Genomic DNA, 17,723 nt, shown 5'->3' with positions numbered 1-17,723 from the left:
GTTATCAGTTGTTAATTGCTTAAATTTGTTAGAAGGATATGGAAGATATGCAAACACTTGAGATACAGGTACCGAATAGCAAGACTGCGTTGGTGAAAGAATTCCTGCAGGAATTGGGTATAGCCGTAAAAGTGAAAGCCAATAAAACGCCGAATGCCGAAACAATTGCCGCTATGGAAGAATTGAAAGCTGGTGAAGGACGGAAATTCAACAGCGTAGACGAACTCTTTAATAGCATAGCATAAGGCGATGAGCGAGGAGCAGACTTTAATCTTAAAAGATTTATTAGTTGACCATTATTCGCGGTTGTTAGATGACGAGGTAGACAAAGTGGTCGCCGAAAAAGGATATACCCAAAACGATTTTGACGACATGCTTAACGGTGATGACTGATGATTGCCGTTATTGACTTTATACTGATACACTCCCACCTTCCCCTCAAAATATCCCTTCATTTACAGCGTTTTGTTAAACAATGCAAAATTTTAATTTGCCCTTTTTTAAAAAACGCTTAATACAGGCAATTGCCGTAATTGTTGTGGCGTTTACGCCCGCATTCACACCGGGCAACCCTCCGGATACATATATTACTTTGCAAAACCAACGCCTCTCCATTACGCCAAAAGAATTTTACATAGCCCGTATAGATGACCGCCGTACCGATAAAACAGGTATGGGTAGCATGCTGTCGCCGCCCAAAGCAGGCAAGCCGGCCGAAAGCCTGAAGGTAGATTTGCAGGGCGGTACCGTTGCGGCTATGAAAACTTTTGTGGATAACAGCTTTACGGCCAATAAACAACTCCGGGCCCTGGTAATCAAACTGAAAACCTTCAGCGTAGCCGAAACGCCCCTGGGTAATGGAGCGGCCTCAGGGAAAATCGCATATTCCATAAGCTTTGGTTACGAGCGCGATGACGATTTCATCCTGCTGGATGCCTATGCCGCCACCAGTACCTACCAACGCCCTGCCGGGCCGCCGCAGTACATAGAAGCGTTGCTGAGGGGTGCTATCGTAAATGGCTTGCTATATATCAACAAGTGGATGGATATGCAGGCGGGCGTTAATGTGAAACTGGCGAAAGGCGTAAGCATAAGTTTTGCCGATTATAAAGAACAACCCGAAGGCGATACCATTTACTATGACGTAAACCGCCCCCTTAAATGGGCCGACTTTATAGCGAAGCCACCCACCAGCCGTTACGCAGCGGAAGTATTTGCCAGCCTGGGATATAACGAAGAAGTGAAGCTAGTGGATGGCATCATTAGGATAAGGCTTGATTTAAAGGTGTACGTGCCCAAGAGCGCATCGTGGGTGCGGTACGATGCTACCGACGACCGAAGCCTGAACCATGAACAACGGCACTTCGACATCGTGCGCCTGGCGGCCGAAAGGTTTAAGCAGGCCATACTGAAAGAAAAACTCACTACTTATAATTACGATGGCCCAATAAACATGGCCTACCTTGATGCCCTGCGTGATATTTATGCGGTGCAGAAACAATATGATGCCGAAACCGGGCACGGAACTAATGCTTACCAGCAGCAACAATGGGCCGCCCGTATAGATAAAGAATTACAGCTTTTGGGGATAAAGCCGCCGAACGGTTAAGCTGCTGCTAACTGATATTTTATTTTAGCGAGGAGGTTGTTAATATCAAACGGCTTGGCAATAAAATCGTTTGGCGCGCCGTCCTGGTTCATGCTGCTGGATATATTGTGACTTGCCGATATCAGTATCACCGGGATGCTGTGCGTAGAGGCGGTATTTTTTACTTCTTTGCAAAGCTCGCGCCCATCCATAGTGCCCAGCATAATATCCAATAGTATCAAATCCGGTGCATGTTTATTAATAGTGTCCATTAAAAAGTGCCCGTCTGATAGGGTTTCTACCTCGTAACCCGAATCCTCCAGTATGAATTGCAACACCTCAAGTATATCATTATCATCGTCCACAGCTAATATCCGTCGCATAGTATCGTCTCGTTAAATATCAAATTCGCGGTAAGCGCATAATAGTCAGTCGTGTTGCGCAATTTTTGTACCAAAAACAGGCTTTGGGTCAATCATTTCGTTTTTTGATGACGTAATACGCCCTTTTGCAATTGGCGCAGAAATATTTTTTGAATGGGATAAACGCTAATATTTTTTTTACGAACCAGCTTCGGTGGAGTTTATGATGAAAATGCTTGCCACATTTTGGGCAACGGGAGCTTATGGCTTTTGCAGTAGTTTCCAATATTTCGGCTAAAATTGATTACAATTTGTAATACTAACAATTTACTGCAATCAATTCAGCTTTTTATTGAAAAAAATTAAAATAAAGTATAAATGTGCTTAACTACCGGTTAATAAAGGCGTACTGCGTGCGTTTGCATTTATAGCATTTGAATTTGCGGACCGGTAGCCAAAATAAAAAAGTTTTTACGAACCAACCGCGATGGGCACGACTATCTAAGGTCGATTTGCATTTAAAGCATACGGTACCCGTCTTTTTTTGGGCGGTTACTTTTATGGAGATAGGGATTGTCATGAGCAAATACAATTTGGGGGTTATTGTATATGTACATATTAATTATTAAGACAAATATAAATTATCAAAGTAAATGAACAAACAAATTTGTTATAATAATTAATGGTGTTTGGTAAATAAAAAAGGAGGGATTGTATTAAAATCCCTCCTTTTTTGCAAATATTTTAAAACAGCCTGTTTAGTAACCAAATATGGCTTTCAAATCGGGTTTTACTAAAGTGCCGTATTTTTTAAGATCGTCGTCGCTTACGCGTTTGTCTGATGCTACTATACAATAGGTAAACGGCTTTCCTTTCAGTTCGGCATCGTGAAAAGCTACGGCATCTTTCAGCGTGAGCTTGTTGATGGCCGTAAACGTGCTTTTGCGCAAATCGTAATCCAGGCCGCGGCGTTTGGCATCCAGGTAGTTGAACAGGATATCGTCCTGGGTGATGCGGTCTGTTTCTATCGACTTACGCACGTTGTCTTTAGCAGCCAGCAGGCCTTTTTCAGATTCGGGCATGGTGGTAAGCAAATCGTTCATGGCTTTTATAGCCTCGTTCATCTTATCGGCCTGGGTGCCAACATAGGCCACAAAGTTGTCGTTGTCGCCGCTTTTGGCTGCCTGGCTGTAGTAAGCGTAGGTAGAGTAGGCAAGCGCTTTAGATTCGCGTATGTTCTGGAAAACGATAGAGCTGATGCCTGCACCGAAATAGTTGTTCAGCAGCTCTACCGATGCAGTTTGGTTTACATCGTAAGCTTGCTGGTTGCGTACCATGTTAATTTCGGCCTGTACCATATCGTAGTTGGCAAACAATACCTGGTTTTCTGTTTGTACAGCCCGGGTAAATTTCTTTGCGGCAGGGTATGGCAGGAAAGTGGCTGGTGTTTTATGCAGTTTGGCTAAGGTAGCGCCGGCCTGCACGGCGGTTGCCGGGCCATAATACAATATGGCGTGTTTGTATTTGGTAAGGCTGTGCAGAATATCTACCAAATCCTGCGCTTTTACGTTGTCTATCTCCTGTTCGGTAAGTACGTTGTTGAATGGGTTATCGGCACCGAACTGGGCGTAATTCACCAGGCCCTGCATAATGGCACCTTTGTTCAGCTTTTGGTTTTCGCGGGCTTTGCGGAAGCGTACTTTGTAGCTGGCCAGGGCTTTATCGTCTGCCTGGCAGTTGGCCAGCAGATCTTCTAACAACGATACCGAAGCGCCGAAGTTCTCCTGTAAGCCGCCGATGTTGATAGTGGTGTTTTCGGTACCGGCGCTTACGCTAAAGGTTGATGCCAGTTTGTAGAATGCCTTGCTGATGTCTTCTGTGCTCTTTTTATCGGTGCCCAGATATTGCAGGTAAGCGGCGGCCATTGGTAGCAGCTTATTGTTCCAACTGCCCATATCCAGGCGGTAGTACAAGCGGAAGATGGCGTTATCCTTGTTTTGTACTGATAATACATCTATGGGGCCGGCTTTGGCGCGTTGGATATCTTTGGCGTAATCCAGGAACAGCGGTTGGATAGCGTTAGCCGGCATATCGTTGATCATCTTAACATAAGGCGATTGCGAGCCTGCGTTTACCTCTACCGGGGTAATGGGCGGTTTATCAACTTTCAGTATGTTCTTGTCTTCGCCCTGGCGTTTGTAAACGATTACATAGTTGGCATCAGTAAGGTACTGATTGGCAAATGCTTTAACCTGCGCAATATCTATTTTAGATAGTTCATTTATGCTGGCCAGATCGGTACGCCAGTCAACGCCCGATGTAAAATCGCTCATGAGGTTACCGGCGCGGTTACCGTAGCTTTCGTTTTGCTGTATGGTGCTTTTCTTAAGGTTGTTTACGATAGAAGGTATCAAATCTGCCGCGAAATCGCCTTTCTTCAGCTTATCTATCTCGGCCAGCATCAAGGCTTTCACATCATCTAAAGATTGGCCTTTAACCGGGTTGCCGCGCAGCATCAGCACACTGTAATCCTTCAATACATATGGGAAGGCTGATGCGCTAAGGAGTTTTTGCTTCTTGGTCAGATCAAGGTCGAATAAACCGGCCTTGCCGTTGGTAAGTATAGAGCCGATGAGGCTAAGCATACGGGCATCTTTAGTGCTTGCACCGGGAAAACGAAAGGCAATGGTGAGGTTCTCTGGGTTTGGCCCGAAAACTTCCCTTTGCACCGGGCTGCTGATTGGCACTTCGGGGGCAAACTTGTATGCCGGTATGGCTTTAGGCTTCATGTAGTTGAAGTTGGCCGCTACTTTTTTGATCATTACATCGGGGTTGAAATCGCCCGATAGGATGATGCCCATATTGTTGGGCACGTAATAATCGTAATAGTACTTGCGAATGGCTTTCAACGATGGGTTCTTCAGGTGCTCTATGGTACCTATAGTGGTTTGCTTGCCGTAGTTGTTGTTGGGGAACAAGGCCTCGAACATGGCTTCCTGTGCCTTGCGGCCATCATTATCCAAACCACGGTTCTTTTCTTCATACACAGCTTCCAACTCGGTGTGGAAGATGCGCAGTACCGGCGCGCGGAAGCGTTCGGCCTGCATGGTGAGGAATTTATCTACGGCCGAGCTTGGGATATCTTCGGTATAAACTGTTTGCTCGAATGAGGTGAAGGCGTTGCTGCCCTGGCCGCCCATGGCTGCCATCATTTTATCGTACTCGTTGGCTATGCTGAATTTTGCAGCCTGGCCCGATACCTTGTCTATCTCTTTGTAAATCTCCTTGCGTTTGGCATCGTCGGTGGTAGAGTTGTATTGTTCGTACAGCTCATCTATCTTATCCAGCAGGGGTTTTTCTTTCGACCAATCCAGCGTGCCGAATTTATCGGTACCCTTGAACATCATGTGCTCCAGGTAGTGGGCAAGGCCGGTATGGTCGGCAGGGTCGGTCTTGCTGCCCGCTTTTACGGCGATGTAAGCCTGTATGCGCGGTTGTTTGTTGGTTGGGCTCAGGATAACCGTGAGGCCGTTCTTGAGGGTATAAAAACGCGAGTGGGTGGGGTCGTTGGTTACGTATTTATAGGTATAGCCGCCGGCTGTGGCGGTTTTCCAAACGTATTGCGTTTGGGCAGATACTTTGGCAGCATAGCTGCCTACCAGTAGCAGGAAGATGAATAGTTTTGTTTTCATATTAATTGATAAGGCTTTAAATATAAAGAAAAGTAAAGTTTGATTGCAGTGAAACTATATAATTAGTTTTTGATAGCTGCCATTTAACTACCAACGTCACAAAGATTTTGCAATGCGGCTGATTTACAAAGGGTAGAATGTAAAAAAGCAAACAGGAGGATTATAAAAATAATTTTCCTGACCCCGTTATTTTCTACTGCTCATATTTCAACGTTTTTTGTAAATTTGAATAACGCAAAGCATGAACAGAAAAAACATAGCTCCCATCGTAATATTCGTTAGCGTGATGGTTACTAATATCACCACGATATTGAAGGGCATTAAACACCATGAAAATTCCCTGGTAACAATGGGCTCAATTGGTTGCGGCTTGATAATGCTTGCCTTTATTTTGACAATGGCAAAGCTTATTAAAGATAAGAAAAGACAGCAAAGCCTTTAAACCCCTTTTCTACTGACGCGTGCGGGTTAATTTCCACACAGCCCTGTCCCGAATGTCATTTTTAGCTTAGCAAAAAATCTTATTCAGCTGATCCGTTAAAAAAATTCCTGCAAAAAAAAATCCCGCCCAAAAACTGAGCAGGATTCCTTTCTATAAGGTTAATTATTTTACGACCAAAGGTTAGCCGGATAAGTTCCGTTCTCAACGAGGTCGGATATGCTTTTTTGTACGATTGGTTTATCTTCTTTGTAAGTAACTCCGAACCATTTTGCATCGGTCGGGATAACTTCGAATGAAGCTTCACCGCTTTTAATGAGGCCATCGGCAACCAATGGGATGAAGAATTCGGCTTTAGGGTTGCTTTTATTAGCCTCAACAAAATCCTTAAACATTGGCTCGCTTTGCTTGAAAACCGCAGGTGTAAAGCCCCAGAAATTCATAGATACACGGGTAAGCGGGTCTAAGGGGTATTCTACATCGTTATCTTCGTAGGCAACGCTGCCGTCTTCTTTAAAGTAAACTTTAAGGCGTTCGTTAATGGCCACCATTTTACCATCCTCAACCTGGCACACCCCGCGCGAAACGGACCCATGGTCAGACAGCGTGCGGTCTACCTGATAGCCAATAATGGCGTAGGCATCGTCGGCAACATCGGTGGTAAGGAATTTGGCCATTTTTTCGAAAGCATCGGCACCGTAAAAATCATCGGCGTTTATTACGCAGAAAGGCTCGTTGATTTGGTTACGGGCGGCTAATACCGCGTGGGCAGTACCCCATGGCTTTGCGCGCTCTACCTCATAATCTATACCGAATTGGGTAAGATCGTAATTCTGGAAAACGTAATCGGTTTCTACCCTACCGGCTAGCTTAGGTTCGAAAATAGCTTTGAAAGCATCTACGAATTCCTCGCGGATGATGAACGATATTTTGCCAAAACCGGCGTTGATGGCATCGTAGATAGAATAGTCGATAATGGTTTCGCCGTTAGGGCCAAATCCGTCCACTTGTTTCATGCTTCCGTAACGGCTGGCCATCCCTGCAGCTAAAATGAGTAAGGTAGGTTTCATGTTTATTTTATGATAGTTTTATAGTAATACTTAAGTTATTGCCAATAATAGCTATTTTTTGTTTATATATTAAAAATTACTTAATATATCTAAAGTCCTGGCCAGCTTTAATGTTCAGCAGACTTTCGTAAATAAGGCGTATTACGTTATCCACATCTTCCTTATGTATCATCTCTACAGTGGTATGCATGTAGCGCAATGGTAATGATATCAGTGCCGAAGGTACGCCATCGTTAGAGTAGGCGAAGGCGTCGGTATCGGTACCCGTGCTGCGTGATGATGCCTGGCGCTGGAATGGGATATTTGCTTTTTGCGCCGATTCTATCAATAATTTGTTCAGGTTATTCTGCACAGCAGGCGCGTAAGATATTACCGGGCCCTTGCCGCAGCTAAGGTCGCCCTGGGTAATTTTGTTGATCATGGGCGTGCCGGTATCGTGCGTAACATCGGTTACGATAGCAACGTTTGGTTTGATGCGATGAGCAATCATTTCGGCGCCACGCAAGCCAATTTCTTCCTGCACGGCGTTTACGATGTACAGACCGAAGGGCAGCGTAATGTTGTTTTCTTTAAGCAAGCGGGCCACCTCGGCTATCATGAAGCCGCCGGCGCGGTTATCCAGAGCGCGGCCTACGTAGTAACGGTTGTTAAGCACCATAAACTCATCCTCGTAGGTAATTACGCAGCCTACGTGTATGCCCAGTTTCTCCACTTCCTCCTTGCTGGTGCAGCCGCAATCTAAAAAGATGTTCTTTAGGGTTGGGGCTTCTTCCTTTTCGCCGCCGAGGCGGGTATGGATTGCCGGCCAGCCAAATACTGCTTTTACCAGGCCGTTATCGGTATGGATATCTACGCGTTTTGAGGGGGCAATCTGATGATCGGAACCGCCGTTGCGGATAACGTATATCAAGCCATCGTTGGTGATGTAATTTACAAACCACGATATCTCATCGGCATGGGCCTCTATAACTACTTTATATTCGGCAGTTGGGTTTATTACGCCCACGGCGGTGCCGTAGTTATCTACGTAGTGCTCATCTATGTAAGGCTTAAGGTACTCCAGCCACAGTTGCTGGCCCTTCCACTCGAAACCGGTAGGAGAGGCGTTATTGATATATTTTTCGAAGAACGACAGTGATTTTTCTGTTACTACGGCAGGTTTCTGCTCTGCTTCGGTTTTCTTTTTAGCCATTGATAAAAGTATAAGGCCCTTGGATGGCCATGCGCAAATATAACAAAGCGGACGACATTGCCGCAATACCCTATACGCGGTAGATTAAATATTGTTTTAGCGTTAATACTAAGTTAACATGATAAGGGCACCTTCGCGCCGTTAATTAAGATAAGATCAGTTAAATTTAGTTGAGAGGTTGGCAGCGCAAGGCATGCCGACCTTTTTTAATTTTGGGGGAGGTCTTTCTGCATCACGATGTAGTCGATACCGTTCTTGTGGAACAGTTCGCCAACCGCGGTAAAGCCGAACTTGTTGTAGAAACCGATGGCTGTTAACCGGGCTTTGCACCATAGGCGGCGGCCATCATCCTGCCGGGCAAACCCGGTTATGTAATCTAATAGCTGCGCCCCCACGCCTTTGCCCTGCGCCTCTGGCAATACGGCAAACTTGCGGAACTGCCATCCATCTGCACGTTTGAATAACGATACTACCGCCACCAGCGCATTGTCGGCGAAGGCACCGAAATGATAGCCGTGATTGTCTTCGTCCATCTCCATATCGCGCAGGTGTTGGTCGGGGTACAATACATCGCGCCTTAGGCGCCAGGTAAGCTGCGGGGTTATTTGTTCTATCGAAAGCATCATTAAGGTAAAAGCCAGATTTAAAGCATAAAGGTATAAAGTTTTGGCATCGCAGGCCGGGCATCGTTAATTTTCGCCGGTAAGTTTAACGCCATCTTTTATGGCCGTTTCGAGTACATCGATATTGATATCCTTTAGTTTTTTGAACTTGATGCAATAGCCGGTTACGCTGGCTTTGCCCAATTCCTGGCCATACGTTTGGGCCAGGTAGGCTTTATCTTTAATGCCAAGGATGTACACCGAAATCCCGGTGGTGTTGGCGCTCAATCCGATCTGGTAAAACTCTCTGCTGGTTCCGTCGGCATAGTTGATGGTGTAAGATCCGTATCCTATGTTGGGGTTGCTTACTATTTTACCGCTGCTGTCCTTACCATCCAGGAACCACAATTTACATCCCGGTAATGCCTCCAATACATGCGCATGCAAAGTTTGCATCTCGCTGCGTTTTGCTTCGGGTTGACTGGCGATATACGCTGCTATTTGCTCTTGTATATTCATATGATATATGGATTATGGTTTGCTGATTGTTTTTTTAAATCTCGTTTTATTTTTGAATATATGCTAATCAAGCCTCACCTAAATCCTCTCCAAAGGAGAGGACTTTAGCCCCTCTACTTTGGAGAGGGGTTGGGGTGAGGCCATGAAGCGCATTATCATAGGATGGCCGCATTTTCAGTTCTTTATATTATTTTGCAGCATCATGCAGCAAAAGCCCCGTTCGTTTGTCTTTCCTCCGCAGTTAATTAATTGGTTGATGTTCGTTTTGATATGCCTTATCTGGGGCAGCTCGTTTATTCTGATGAAACTGGGCTTGTACGACGATGTGCGCCAACCCTTGCTCACAGCTTCCCAGGTAGCTGCTATCCGCCTCATCAGTGCTGGGATAGTACTTACGCCGGTATTGATAAGGCACCGCAGCAAGATACCCTTCAAGCTTTCCGGCTGGCTGCTGTTCTCGGGCTTTTTCGGTAGTTTTTTGCCTGCCTTTTTGTTCTGCATCGCCGAAACCAAGATCGATAGTGCACTGGCGGGCACGCTCAATTCGCTCACGCCAATTTTCGCCATCATCTTCGGGTTCTTGTTTTTCGGCAATAAAATTCCCATGAGCCAGGTGCTGGGCATCATCATCGGTTTCGGGGGTATCGTGCTGTTATACGTGGTGCAAAAGCATACGGGCTATGGGCAAATAAGCTATGCCGGGCTGGTGATATTGGCCACGGTGTTTTACGCTTTGAATATTATTATGGTGAAACGGCACCTCGGTGGCGTTAGCCCTGTTGTTATCACCTCTTTTAGCCTTATTGCCGTGGGCCTGCCTTCGTTGGTTATATTGTGGCAAACGGGTTTCTTTGGTTTACCGCTGCACGAGTATAAGTATATAAAAGCTTGCCTGGCGGTTTGCACCCTGGGCATGCTGGGCACCGCCCTGGCATGGATGCTGTTTTACGCCCTGGTGCAACGCACCAGCGTGTTGTTCACTTCTACAGCAAGTTATGGCGTGCCATTCGTAGCTTTCGGCTGGGGCTCGTACTACGGCGAAACCATTACTCTTGGGCAAATAGGCTGCCTGCTCATCATATTGGGCGGTGTGTACCTCACGCGTGTTGATTTTGGGAAGTTGCGGAGGCGAATCGCAGCAACATAGCAATGGGTTTGAAACCCATCGCTACGAAGATAGCGCCCTCTTCAATTCCTCCACTGCAATTGCTCCAATATCCTCACCCTTCAAAACCAATATCACAACTTCTTTATCCTTCCGCAGTTGCAGCCGACCTTTAAACAAGTGCGTTTCTGCCGATGCCAGGAATCGTTTGAGGGCACCCGGGGTTTCTTTACGGCAGGCGAGTTCGGTAGCGCCATCGCTTATAACGAGGCGTAACTTTTTATCGGATGGCTGCACCGATAGCCAAACGTTGCCGGATAGTTGTAGCTTCAACATAAATGGATGTTTTTGATGCTTTGAAAATACAAAAAAAACGTGTGCATTGCCATATAACGATAGCCGAAACTATTTGGCTTAACCGTTGTTGTGCAAGCATACCCTCATATGCCATGAAGCCCATCTTTTTTACTGTAGGAGAAAACCTACAGGTGATGATTATTCCGGATTCCGTGGCGCATTTAGATGGGCATGAAGTAATTACACGTACCTACAATGTTTACCGTAATATGGGATTGGAGGATGCCGGCTCTATAGATAAAAAAGAAAGTGAGCTGCTGCTGACCAAAAAAACGAGCCCTGATTATATGGGTTTCATTACATTTGAATCGCCCGGTAAACTGTTTACCTACTCTGTCGACGGCGGGCAGCCGCTCACGTCGACAAACATACAACAGCTTATCGATAATATTACCCATTACCGCGATCATCCCGGTTTGTGGTAGACATAATCATTGGCCATTTTTGTGCGCCATTGCTTAACTTTGGGTATAGCATCAACAATATGGATTGCCAGCCAAAAATACGATTAGAATGGGTGCCCGAAGCCTATAAAGAGCAGCCGGTCCCCGCTGTTGGTGCCGCCCCAGGTAATCCCTCTGTTTACAGCAACCCTTTTGTAAAAAAGCTGGTTAAAAAATCACTAAAGGCTAAAAAACGCTGAGCCACCCGTAAACTGCCCGTTCAGGGTGACGCGCATCATTTCCTGTAGTGCCCTAAATCATTAATAATCACCTGTTCATCATCTACTTTTGAATAAAAAAACAAGACGATGAACCAGCTAAAATCAGTAATCTATTCTATCCTAATACTTGCCTCCATGGCAATTACTGCCCGGGGCCAGCAACACCAAATGGCGCCGCAGCAAATTATGATTGACGGCAAAGGCGGCATCTACAGCCACGACGGCACCAAACTGGGTTATATCGATAAAGACAATGTGGCCCGCAACAATGCCGGCAACAGAATTTATGCTATCGATAAAAATGGCAATATTGTTGATGCCAACGGCAAAAACCTGGGCAAAGCCGGCAAAAACGGGGTGTACTATAGCGTAGCCGGTGAAACCATACTCACCCTTAAAGACCTTGATGCTGAAAAGTGCGCCATTTTAGACCCTAAGGGCCATAGCTATGGCACCGTACATAAAAATTACAAGCAACACGCCTGCGCTGCCCACTGCTTCTTTTTAGAGAAAAAAGCAAAAAAATAATATTGTTTTGATGTGATGTGTTAACAAGGGCGAAGGCCCCCGGTTTAGCTGACCGGGGCTTTCTTTGTTTTGTGGCGTATTGGCAAGGCTTCCGCTTGCACCTGCACGTGTTGCCGCTTACCTTTACGCTGTGGATACAAGCAAATGGATAACCCGCAGCCGGCCCAAGATTGACAGGATAGCCTGCCCATGGCTGATAAAACGGTTCATCAACCCCGGGGCGGAGATTATTTATGTCCCCGTTGATGAAGTACTGGCGAAAGCCGAAGAGTTGAACGCCATTCCTTTCGATTTGCCGGGGATAGAGTACAGCCATTACGACGACCGCTGCACTTTTGATTATTTCCTGAAGAAACATAACCTTAAAGATATTGCCCTGCACCGCATAGCGGCAATTGTGCGCGGCGCGGATACTGATAGGTTCGACTTTGCGCCGCAAGCCGCAGGCTTATCGGCCTTGTTCCTGGGCCTATCCCAAAACATTACAGACGATCAAGAACTGCTCGGCCTGGGTATGACCATTTACGATGGCTTATATACCTGGGCCCGTGACCTGCACCAGCAAAAGCATATCCAAACCCCCGCCGAGCACCTGCTGCTGGACGTTTACCATAAATACCTGCAAAAAAGCAATGCCAAAAAAGCACCCGAATGGGCCACCGAACTAAAAGAACTGATACAAGACCAACTGGATACCAATATGTCGTTCAGTTTGCAGCAGGCATCAGATGAGTTGGAGATCAATCCGTCGTACCTCTCCCGCGAGTTTTCTAAATACTTCGAGAACATGTCCTTCGGTGAGTATGTGCGTAAACTGCGGATAGATAAAGCCATGCAGCTGATGGCGACAACCGCCTACCCACTTACCGAAATCGCTTACCTCACCGGCTTTTCTGACCAGAGCCATTTTAACCGCATCTTTAAAAAACAAACAGGGCAAACGCCATCGGCCTATAAAAAAAGCCTACAAAAAAGTAAAAAGGATACAAGTAGTTAAAAACGTACAATTTTGCATGCCTGTATCGCAGTAATATTGCTTCCTGACAGAAATTACCTGATGCAAAAGATTAACTGATGGATGCGCAGCCCCTCAAAACAAAACCGGCCTATTCTTTAGCCGATATTACCAAATACTTTTTAAAGTTGGGCACCTGGGGCTTCGGCGGCCCGGTGGCATTGGTTGGCTATATGCAGCGCGACCTGGTAGAGGCCAAAGGCTGGCTTACCGAAGAAGAATATAAAGAAGGGCTGGCCCTGGCGCAACTGGCCCCCGGCCCTTTGGCCGCGCAGCTGGGTATATACATTGGCTTTGTACATTACGGGCTTATTGGTGCCACGCTTACGGGGCTGGCTTTCGTTATTCCATCTTTTATAATGGTGGTGCTGTTGGGTATGGCCTATAAGCTTTATGGCGGGCTCACCTGGATGCAGGCGGTTTTTTATGGCGTTGGCGCAGCCGTAATAGGTATCATTGCCATGAGCGCTTATAAACTCACTATAAAATCTATCAGCAAGTTTCAGCCGGCAGCCATAAAGGATAAATGGCTTTTGTGGCTGTTTTATGCTGTGGGTATTGCAGTTACCGTAATTACCCAGCGCGAAGAAATTGCCTTGTTTGTGGCTTGCGGCTTGTTGTACATGCTTTTGAAAGCACCGCCCAAGTGGCTTAAAAAACCTGCCGTTTTACCTGCCGGGATATTGATAAGCACTGGTTTTTGGAAGTACGATAGCAGCACCCTACAGCAAATAGCCTGGTTTTTTGCCAAAGCCGGCACCTTTGTATTCGGCAGCGGACTGGCCATTGTGCCCTTTTTGCACGCCGGTGTAGTTACCGAATTTGGCTGGCTAAACGAACACAAGTTTGTAGATTCCGTAGCCGTAGCCATGATAACCCCCGGGCCGGTTGTTATTACCGTTGGTTTTATAGGTTATTTAGTAGCAGGTTTCCCCGGAGCTTGCGTTGCGGCACTGGCCACTTTTTTGCCTTGTTATTTATTTACGGTTGCGCTTGCGCCCTCCTTCAAAAAAATAGCAAAAAATGCCAGTATCAAGGCTTTTGTAGATGGCATTACCGCAGCGGTGATAGGCGCATTGGTGGGTTCGGTTATCATTATCGGTCGGCGGTCGGTTATTGATATACCTACCGCGCTGATAGCTGCTGCCGCCGTGCTGGCCCTAATTTACATCAAAAAAATGCAGGAGCCTTATATCATAGCTGCGGCTGCTGTTATCGGGCTCATCATAAAATCCATATAAAAACATATGAACAAACTTTTTACGCCTACCAAAATTGCCTTTTTGTTAGTTATGCTTACCTGCTTCGCCTTAAAAAGCAATGCCCAGCAAACACCTGCATACCCCCGTGTGGCGGGCTACTTCAGCGTAGTGCAACCCATTGGCAGTTGGAACAAAGACGGCTTTACCAGTAATTTCTCGGGGGCTTACACCATCGGCTTTCCATTCGGCGTCAATATTTTAAAAAGCGATAAATTCGGTATCAGCTTCGAGGTAGCGCCCAGCATCCGTACCGAAAAAAATGTATCCAAGGTAAACAGTGTGCTGTTCCATCCCGGGGCCATGTTCCGCTTTCAGCATGGCTTTACGTTTATAGGCCGTATGGCCTTCGAAACCAGCGGGCGCTTCGGCTTTACCCCCGTGTTTAACCAGCGCATCATTAAAGGGAAGGATGCGGCCATGTTCCTCTCGGTACCTATCCCGGTAAGGTTTGGTAATGGAGTGCCTGCATCAATAGGAACCGGGCTACAGGTGGGGGTGTCGTTTTAGAAAGATGTCTGAACTCGAATTTTATGGAATTAAAGGAATTTTTAGAATTAGAATGCAATTCTGTCAATTTAAAAAATTCCTTAAAATTCGAGTTCAGACAATCTCTACTCTATATTAAACTTAACCCCATTAAGCCTTACCGGCGTGCCGGCGAATACGAAGTAAAGGTCCTGCTTGCCATCAGCGCCACTGATGGGGACTTTCAGGCTGTTGAGGCCCACAAAGCTGCCGGTAAAGCTGCCTACAATCTTTCCATCTGCACTTCCCTGGCGAATCTCTACCGTACCCGGAGGGTCGGTGCCGCGGCCGCGGGGGAGGAGTTTCAGTTCGATGTTCTTGATATCTGTCAGGTCAATCTTGTTGAACTCGAGGTACGCGCCGGGTTTCTTCACTACTACGATGGTGCTATCGCGGTTGTAATCCATATCCTTGGCGCCGTTGGCTTGCGATGGGGAAAGCAGCGAACCACGCAGTACCAGCAGGTTCTCCGTAGTTAACGCTGTAGCTGTTGCGGTACCCTTATCGGTATAGGCAGCGCGGAAGATGTAGCTGCCGTTATCGTTTTCGCCTTTGGGTACCGCGGTTACGTAAGTGCCTGTAACCGGCATAGATTTTTGGGCCTTTTGCGCCGTGCCAAGGCTCATGATGTAGCGCACGATGCTACCCAACTCGTTGTTGGTTAGGGCGGGGTGGGCAGGCATCTCCGCATGACCCCAGGTGCCCGAACCACCGGTTTTTATCTTATTACTCAGGGTAGCAACAGCCGAGGGGTTGTTCTTGTATTTTTTGGCTACCGCGATGAAGGATGGCCCAAGCACCTTATCTTTTACCGAGTGGCAGGATTTGCAATCGCTTTTGGCAATAAGTGCCATGCCCGCCGCATACCTCGCGGTGGCATCAACGCCCTGCTGCCTTTGGGCAATAGCCGTCATGTTATAGCCTTCTGATAGGTAATTGGCACTCACCGATACCAGCGAAGCCGGGATGCGCCTGTTGCTGAGGCTGCCGTCTTCCTTATCGCTTACGTTTATTTTGTAGGCGATGGTTTTACCGGGGAAGAAGAAGCTGCTGTTGCCCTGGGTTAGGGTAACGGCAACCACAGGCGGCTCGTTGCCGGCTTTTATGGTAAGCGAGGTGCTGTTTTTTGCGCCTTTAAGGTCGGTAACGGTGAGGGTGGCTTTGTAAACGCCCGGCGTGGTAAAGGTTACCGATGGGTTTTGGTCCTTAAGTGTTTTGAACGGTTTGCCGCCTTTGGTTACCGTCCACTGGTAGGTAAGCGCATCGCCGTCGTCGAAATCTTTAGTACCTGCCGATGACAGGGCCACCTTCAAAGGCAGCGCACCTGCGCTTTTATCGGCCTTGGCCTGCACCTGCGGCTTGCGGTTGCCGCCGTTGAATTCTATGCGGATAAGTTCCGCTTCGGGGTTGTTTTTGAAGTAGCCGTTGCCGTATTCCAGCACGTACAGGTCGCCATCCGGGCCGAATTTCATATCGATAGGGCCACGCAGGCGCAAATCGGGCAGGAAGCGTTCCATAGATTTGTACGAGCCGTCTTCGCCAATTTCTACCACATTTATCCAGCCGCGCACCCAATCGGTAATGAGCCATTTGCCTTCATAATAATCGGGGAAGGGGCGCTTGGCGCCTTTGAAATCGGCTGCACGGAAAATGGGGCCGCCAACCGCGCTGTTGCCGCCGGTTTCCATCAGCGGGAATTTATCGCTCAGGCCCTTGGCATACCATATAAAAGCAGGCGTTGCAGGTGGCAGGATAATCATGCCGCTGCTATTCGGCGAGTGGTTTTCTGGCTTGTCGGCATTGAAGAAATCGCCCGACTGGTGCGTGGCGAAATCGTACTTGCGGTAAGCTTTATTATCGCCCACAAAGTAGGGCCAGCCGTAGTTACCCGGCTTTTTGGCCTGGTTAAATTCATCGTACGATTGCGGGCCGCGCTTATCGAAATCGTCTTTAGAGCCGTCGGGACCAACCTCGCCCCAGTACAGCCAGCCGGTTTTGCTGTCGATAGTTAAGCGCCATGGGTTGCGGTTGCCCATGGTGTAGATCTCGGGCTTGGTTTGCGGCGTGCCGGGGGCAAACAGGTTGCCCTGCGGTATGGTGTAAGTGCCATTAGCCTCTGGGTGTATGCGCAGTATCTTGCCACGCAAATCGTTGGTATTGCCAGATGATTTCTGCGAATCCTCGGGCGACATGCCCGGTCGCTCGTCCAGCGGACTAAAGCCATCGCTGGCCCTGCTGAAGGTGTTATCACCCGTGCTCAGGTACAGGTTCTTGTCTTTATCGAAGAGCATGCCGCCGCCTACGTGGCAGCATTCCTCGCGCTGGGTGGGTACATCCAATACGGTTTTTTTGGTATTACGCAGGATGTCTTTACCCAGCCAGGTGTAGCGTTCCAGCGTGTTTTTGGCCACATCGCCGGCGGGGGCGTAGTACACGTATATCCAATGGTTGGTTTCGTAGTCAGGATCCAGGATGATGCCCTGCATGCCGTCTTCGCCCTCGCTTACCTCGCCTTTTTTGTTGACGTATTTGGTGCTCACGGCAAAGTCGGCAATCACAGTGATTTTATTGGTTTTAGGGTCGTACACCTTTATTTTGCCTTTGCGCTCGGCGTAGATAACGCGCCCGTCCTTCAGTATCTGGAACTGCATGGGTTCTTCTACGCCCTGCGCCAGCACTACTTTGGTAAAGCGGTTATCCTCGGGTTTCTTGGACGATTGTGCATACGTAGCTGTGGCGCATACCGCCAGCAATAAAAAAGCAGGCAATGCCCTAAAAAGGTTTTTAGGCTTAAACATGAGAT

At 47.4% G+C, this 17,723-nt stretch carries 19 protein-coding genes; 11 read left to right on the top strand and 8 right to left on the bottom strand.

Annotated features, from left to right (window positions below):
* Window positions 1-38: 38 nt before the first annotated feature.
* The 3 genes from AC1DXC_RS15745 to AC1DXC_RS15735 all read left to right on the top strand — a co-directional run bounded on the left by AC1DXC_RS15745 (window position 39) and on the right by AC1DXC_RS15735 (window position 1,609).
* Complete coding sequence (locus AC1DXC_RS15745; protein ID WP_477460115.1) at window positions 39-245, top strand: hypothetical protein; 207 nt, start codon at window positions 39-41, stop codon at window positions 243-245.
* A 4-nt stretch (window positions 246-249) separates the two neighbouring features.
* Window positions 250-393, top strand: coding sequence for a hypothetical protein (locus AC1DXC_RS15740; RefSeq protein ID WP_477460114.1), 144 nt, complete (start codon window positions 250-252; stop codon window positions 391-393).
* Window positions 394-475: 82 nt separating this feature from the next.
* Entirely contained in the window at window positions 476-1,609 is a 1,134-nt protein-coding gene (locus AC1DXC_RS15735) for a DUF922 domain-containing protein (RefSeq protein ID WP_477460113.1), read from the top strand.
* Here AC1DXC_RS15735 and AC1DXC_RS15730 read toward each other — a convergent pair.
* Complete coding sequence (locus tag AC1DXC_RS15730; RefSeq protein WP_477460112.1) at window positions 1,606-1,971, bottom strand: response regulator; 366 nt, start codon at window positions 1,969-1,971, stop codon at window positions 1,606-1,608. The genes AC1DXC_RS15735 and AC1DXC_RS15730 overlap by 4 nt on opposite strands.
* A gap of 737 nt (window positions 1,972-2,708) precedes the next feature.
* On the bottom strand, window positions 2,709-5,642 hold the full coding sequence (locus tag AC1DXC_RS15725) for a M16 family metallopeptidase (RefSeq protein WP_477460111.1): 2,934 nt from the start codon (window positions 5,640-5,642) through the stop codon (window positions 2,709-2,711).
* A gap of 241 nt (window positions 5,643-5,883) precedes the next feature.
* On the opposite strand from AC1DXC_RS15725, the gene AC1DXC_RS15720 reads away from it, so the two are divergent.
* Complete coding sequence (locus AC1DXC_RS15720) at window positions 5,884-6,084, top strand: hypothetical protein (protein ID WP_477460110.1); 201 nt, start codon at window positions 5,884-5,886, stop codon at window positions 6,082-6,084.
* 167 nt (window positions 6,085-6,251) lie between these two features.
* Here the strand turns inward: AC1DXC_RS15720 and AC1DXC_RS15715 are convergent, their stop codons facing one another.
* The 4 genes from AC1DXC_RS15715 to AC1DXC_RS15700 all read right to left on the bottom strand — a co-directional run bounded on the left by AC1DXC_RS15715 (window position 6,252) and on the right by AC1DXC_RS15700 (window position 9,464).
* Window positions 6,252-7,151 (bottom strand): nucleotidyltransferase family protein, encoded by a 900-nt coding sequence (locus AC1DXC_RS15715; protein ID WP_477460109.1) that lies wholly within the window; start codon window positions 7,149-7,151, stop codon window positions 6,252-6,254.
* Window positions 7,152-7,227: 76 nt separating this feature from the next.
* On the bottom strand, window positions 7,228-8,343 hold the full coding sequence (locus AC1DXC_RS15710; protein ID WP_477460108.1) for a M42 family metallopeptidase: 1,116 nt from the start codon (window positions 8,341-8,343) through the stop codon (window positions 7,228-7,230).
* Window positions 8,344-8,549: 206 nt separating this feature from the next.
* Window positions 8,550-8,969, bottom strand: a complete 420-nt coding sequence (locus tag AC1DXC_RS15705; protein WP_477460107.1) for a GNAT family N-acetyltransferase — start codon at window positions 8,967-8,969, stop codon at window positions 8,550-8,552.
* A gap of 63 nt (window positions 8,970-9,032) precedes the next feature.
* Window positions 9,033-9,464 (bottom strand): DUF1801 domain-containing protein, encoded by a 432-nt coding sequence (locus tag AC1DXC_RS15700; protein ID WP_477460106.1) that lies wholly within the window; start codon window positions 9,462-9,464, stop codon window positions 9,033-9,035.
* 256 nt (window positions 9,465-9,720) lie between these two features.
* Between AC1DXC_RS15700 and AC1DXC_RS15695 the strand changes: the two genes are divergently transcribed.
* Window positions 9,721-10,611: a DMT family transporter gene (locus tag AC1DXC_RS15695; RefSeq protein ID WP_477460105.1), complete on the top strand. Its 891-nt coding sequence runs from the start codon at window positions 9,721-9,723 to the stop codon at window positions 10,609-10,611.
* Between the two features lie 21 nt (window positions 10,612-10,632).
* Here AC1DXC_RS15695 and AC1DXC_RS15690 read toward each other — a convergent pair whose 3' ends face one another.
* Window positions 10,633-10,905 (bottom strand): hypothetical protein, encoded by a 273-nt coding sequence (locus AC1DXC_RS15690; protein ID WP_477460104.1) that lies wholly within the window; start codon window positions 10,903-10,905, stop codon window positions 10,633-10,635.
* 113 nt (window positions 10,906-11,018) lie between these two features.
* Between AC1DXC_RS15690 and AC1DXC_RS15685 the strand changes: the two genes are divergently transcribed.
* The 6 genes from AC1DXC_RS15685 (at window position 11,019) to AC1DXC_RS15660 (ending at window position 14,902) form a co-directional block, all read left to right on the top strand.
* Window positions 11,019-11,351 carry a hypothetical protein gene (locus AC1DXC_RS15685; protein ID WP_477460103.1) on the top strand — a complete coding sequence of 111 codons (333 nt, stop codon included), beginning with the start codon at window positions 11,019-11,021 and terminating at the stop codon, window positions 11,349-11,351.
* A complete protein-coding gene (locus AC1DXC_RS15680; RefSeq protein ID WP_477460102.1) occupies window positions 11,345-11,569 on the top strand; it encodes a hypothetical protein in 225 nt (74 codons plus the stop codon). Before AC1DXC_RS15685 ends, AC1DXC_RS15680 begins: the two co-directional genes overlap by 7 nt.
* Before the next feature lie 108 nt (window positions 11,570-11,677).
* Window positions 11,678-12,118 carry a 5-fold beta-flower protein gene (locus AC1DXC_RS15675; protein WP_477460101.1) on the top strand — a complete coding sequence of 147 codons (441 nt, stop codon included), beginning with the start codon at window positions 11,678-11,680 and terminating at the stop codon, window positions 12,116-12,118.
* A gap of 130 nt (window positions 12,119-12,248) precedes the next feature.
* A complete protein-coding gene (locus tag AC1DXC_RS15670) occupies window positions 12,249-13,115 on the top strand; it encodes a chromate resistance protein ChrB domain-containing protein (RefSeq protein WP_477460100.1) in 867 nt (288 codons plus the stop codon).
* A gap of 77 nt (window positions 13,116-13,192) precedes the next feature.
* Window positions 13,193-14,374 (top strand): chromate transporter, encoded by a 1,182-nt coding sequence (locus AC1DXC_RS15665; protein ID WP_477460099.1) that lies wholly within the window; start codon window positions 13,193-13,195, stop codon window positions 14,372-14,374.
* Between the two features lie 6 nt (window positions 14,375-14,380).
* A complete protein-coding gene (locus AC1DXC_RS15660) occupies window positions 14,381-14,902 on the top strand; it encodes a hypothetical protein (protein WP_477460098.1) in 522 nt (173 codons plus the stop codon).
* Window positions 14,903-15,006: 104 nt separating this feature from the next.
* On the opposite strand, the gene AC1DXC_RS15655 is transcribed toward AC1DXC_RS15660, so the two are convergent.
* Window positions 15,007-17,718 carry a PQQ-dependent sugar dehydrogenase gene (locus AC1DXC_RS15655; protein WP_477460097.1) on the bottom strand — a complete coding sequence of 904 codons (2,712 nt, stop codon included), beginning with the start codon at window positions 17,716-17,718 and terminating at the stop codon, window positions 15,007-15,009.
* Window positions 17,719-17,723 lie beyond the last annotated feature (5 nt).

This window comes from Mucilaginibacter sp. P2_D11, assembly GCF_056404435.1.
Note: the sequence above shows the minus strand (reverse complement) of the source record. Positions and strands in the feature narration are given on the sequence as shown.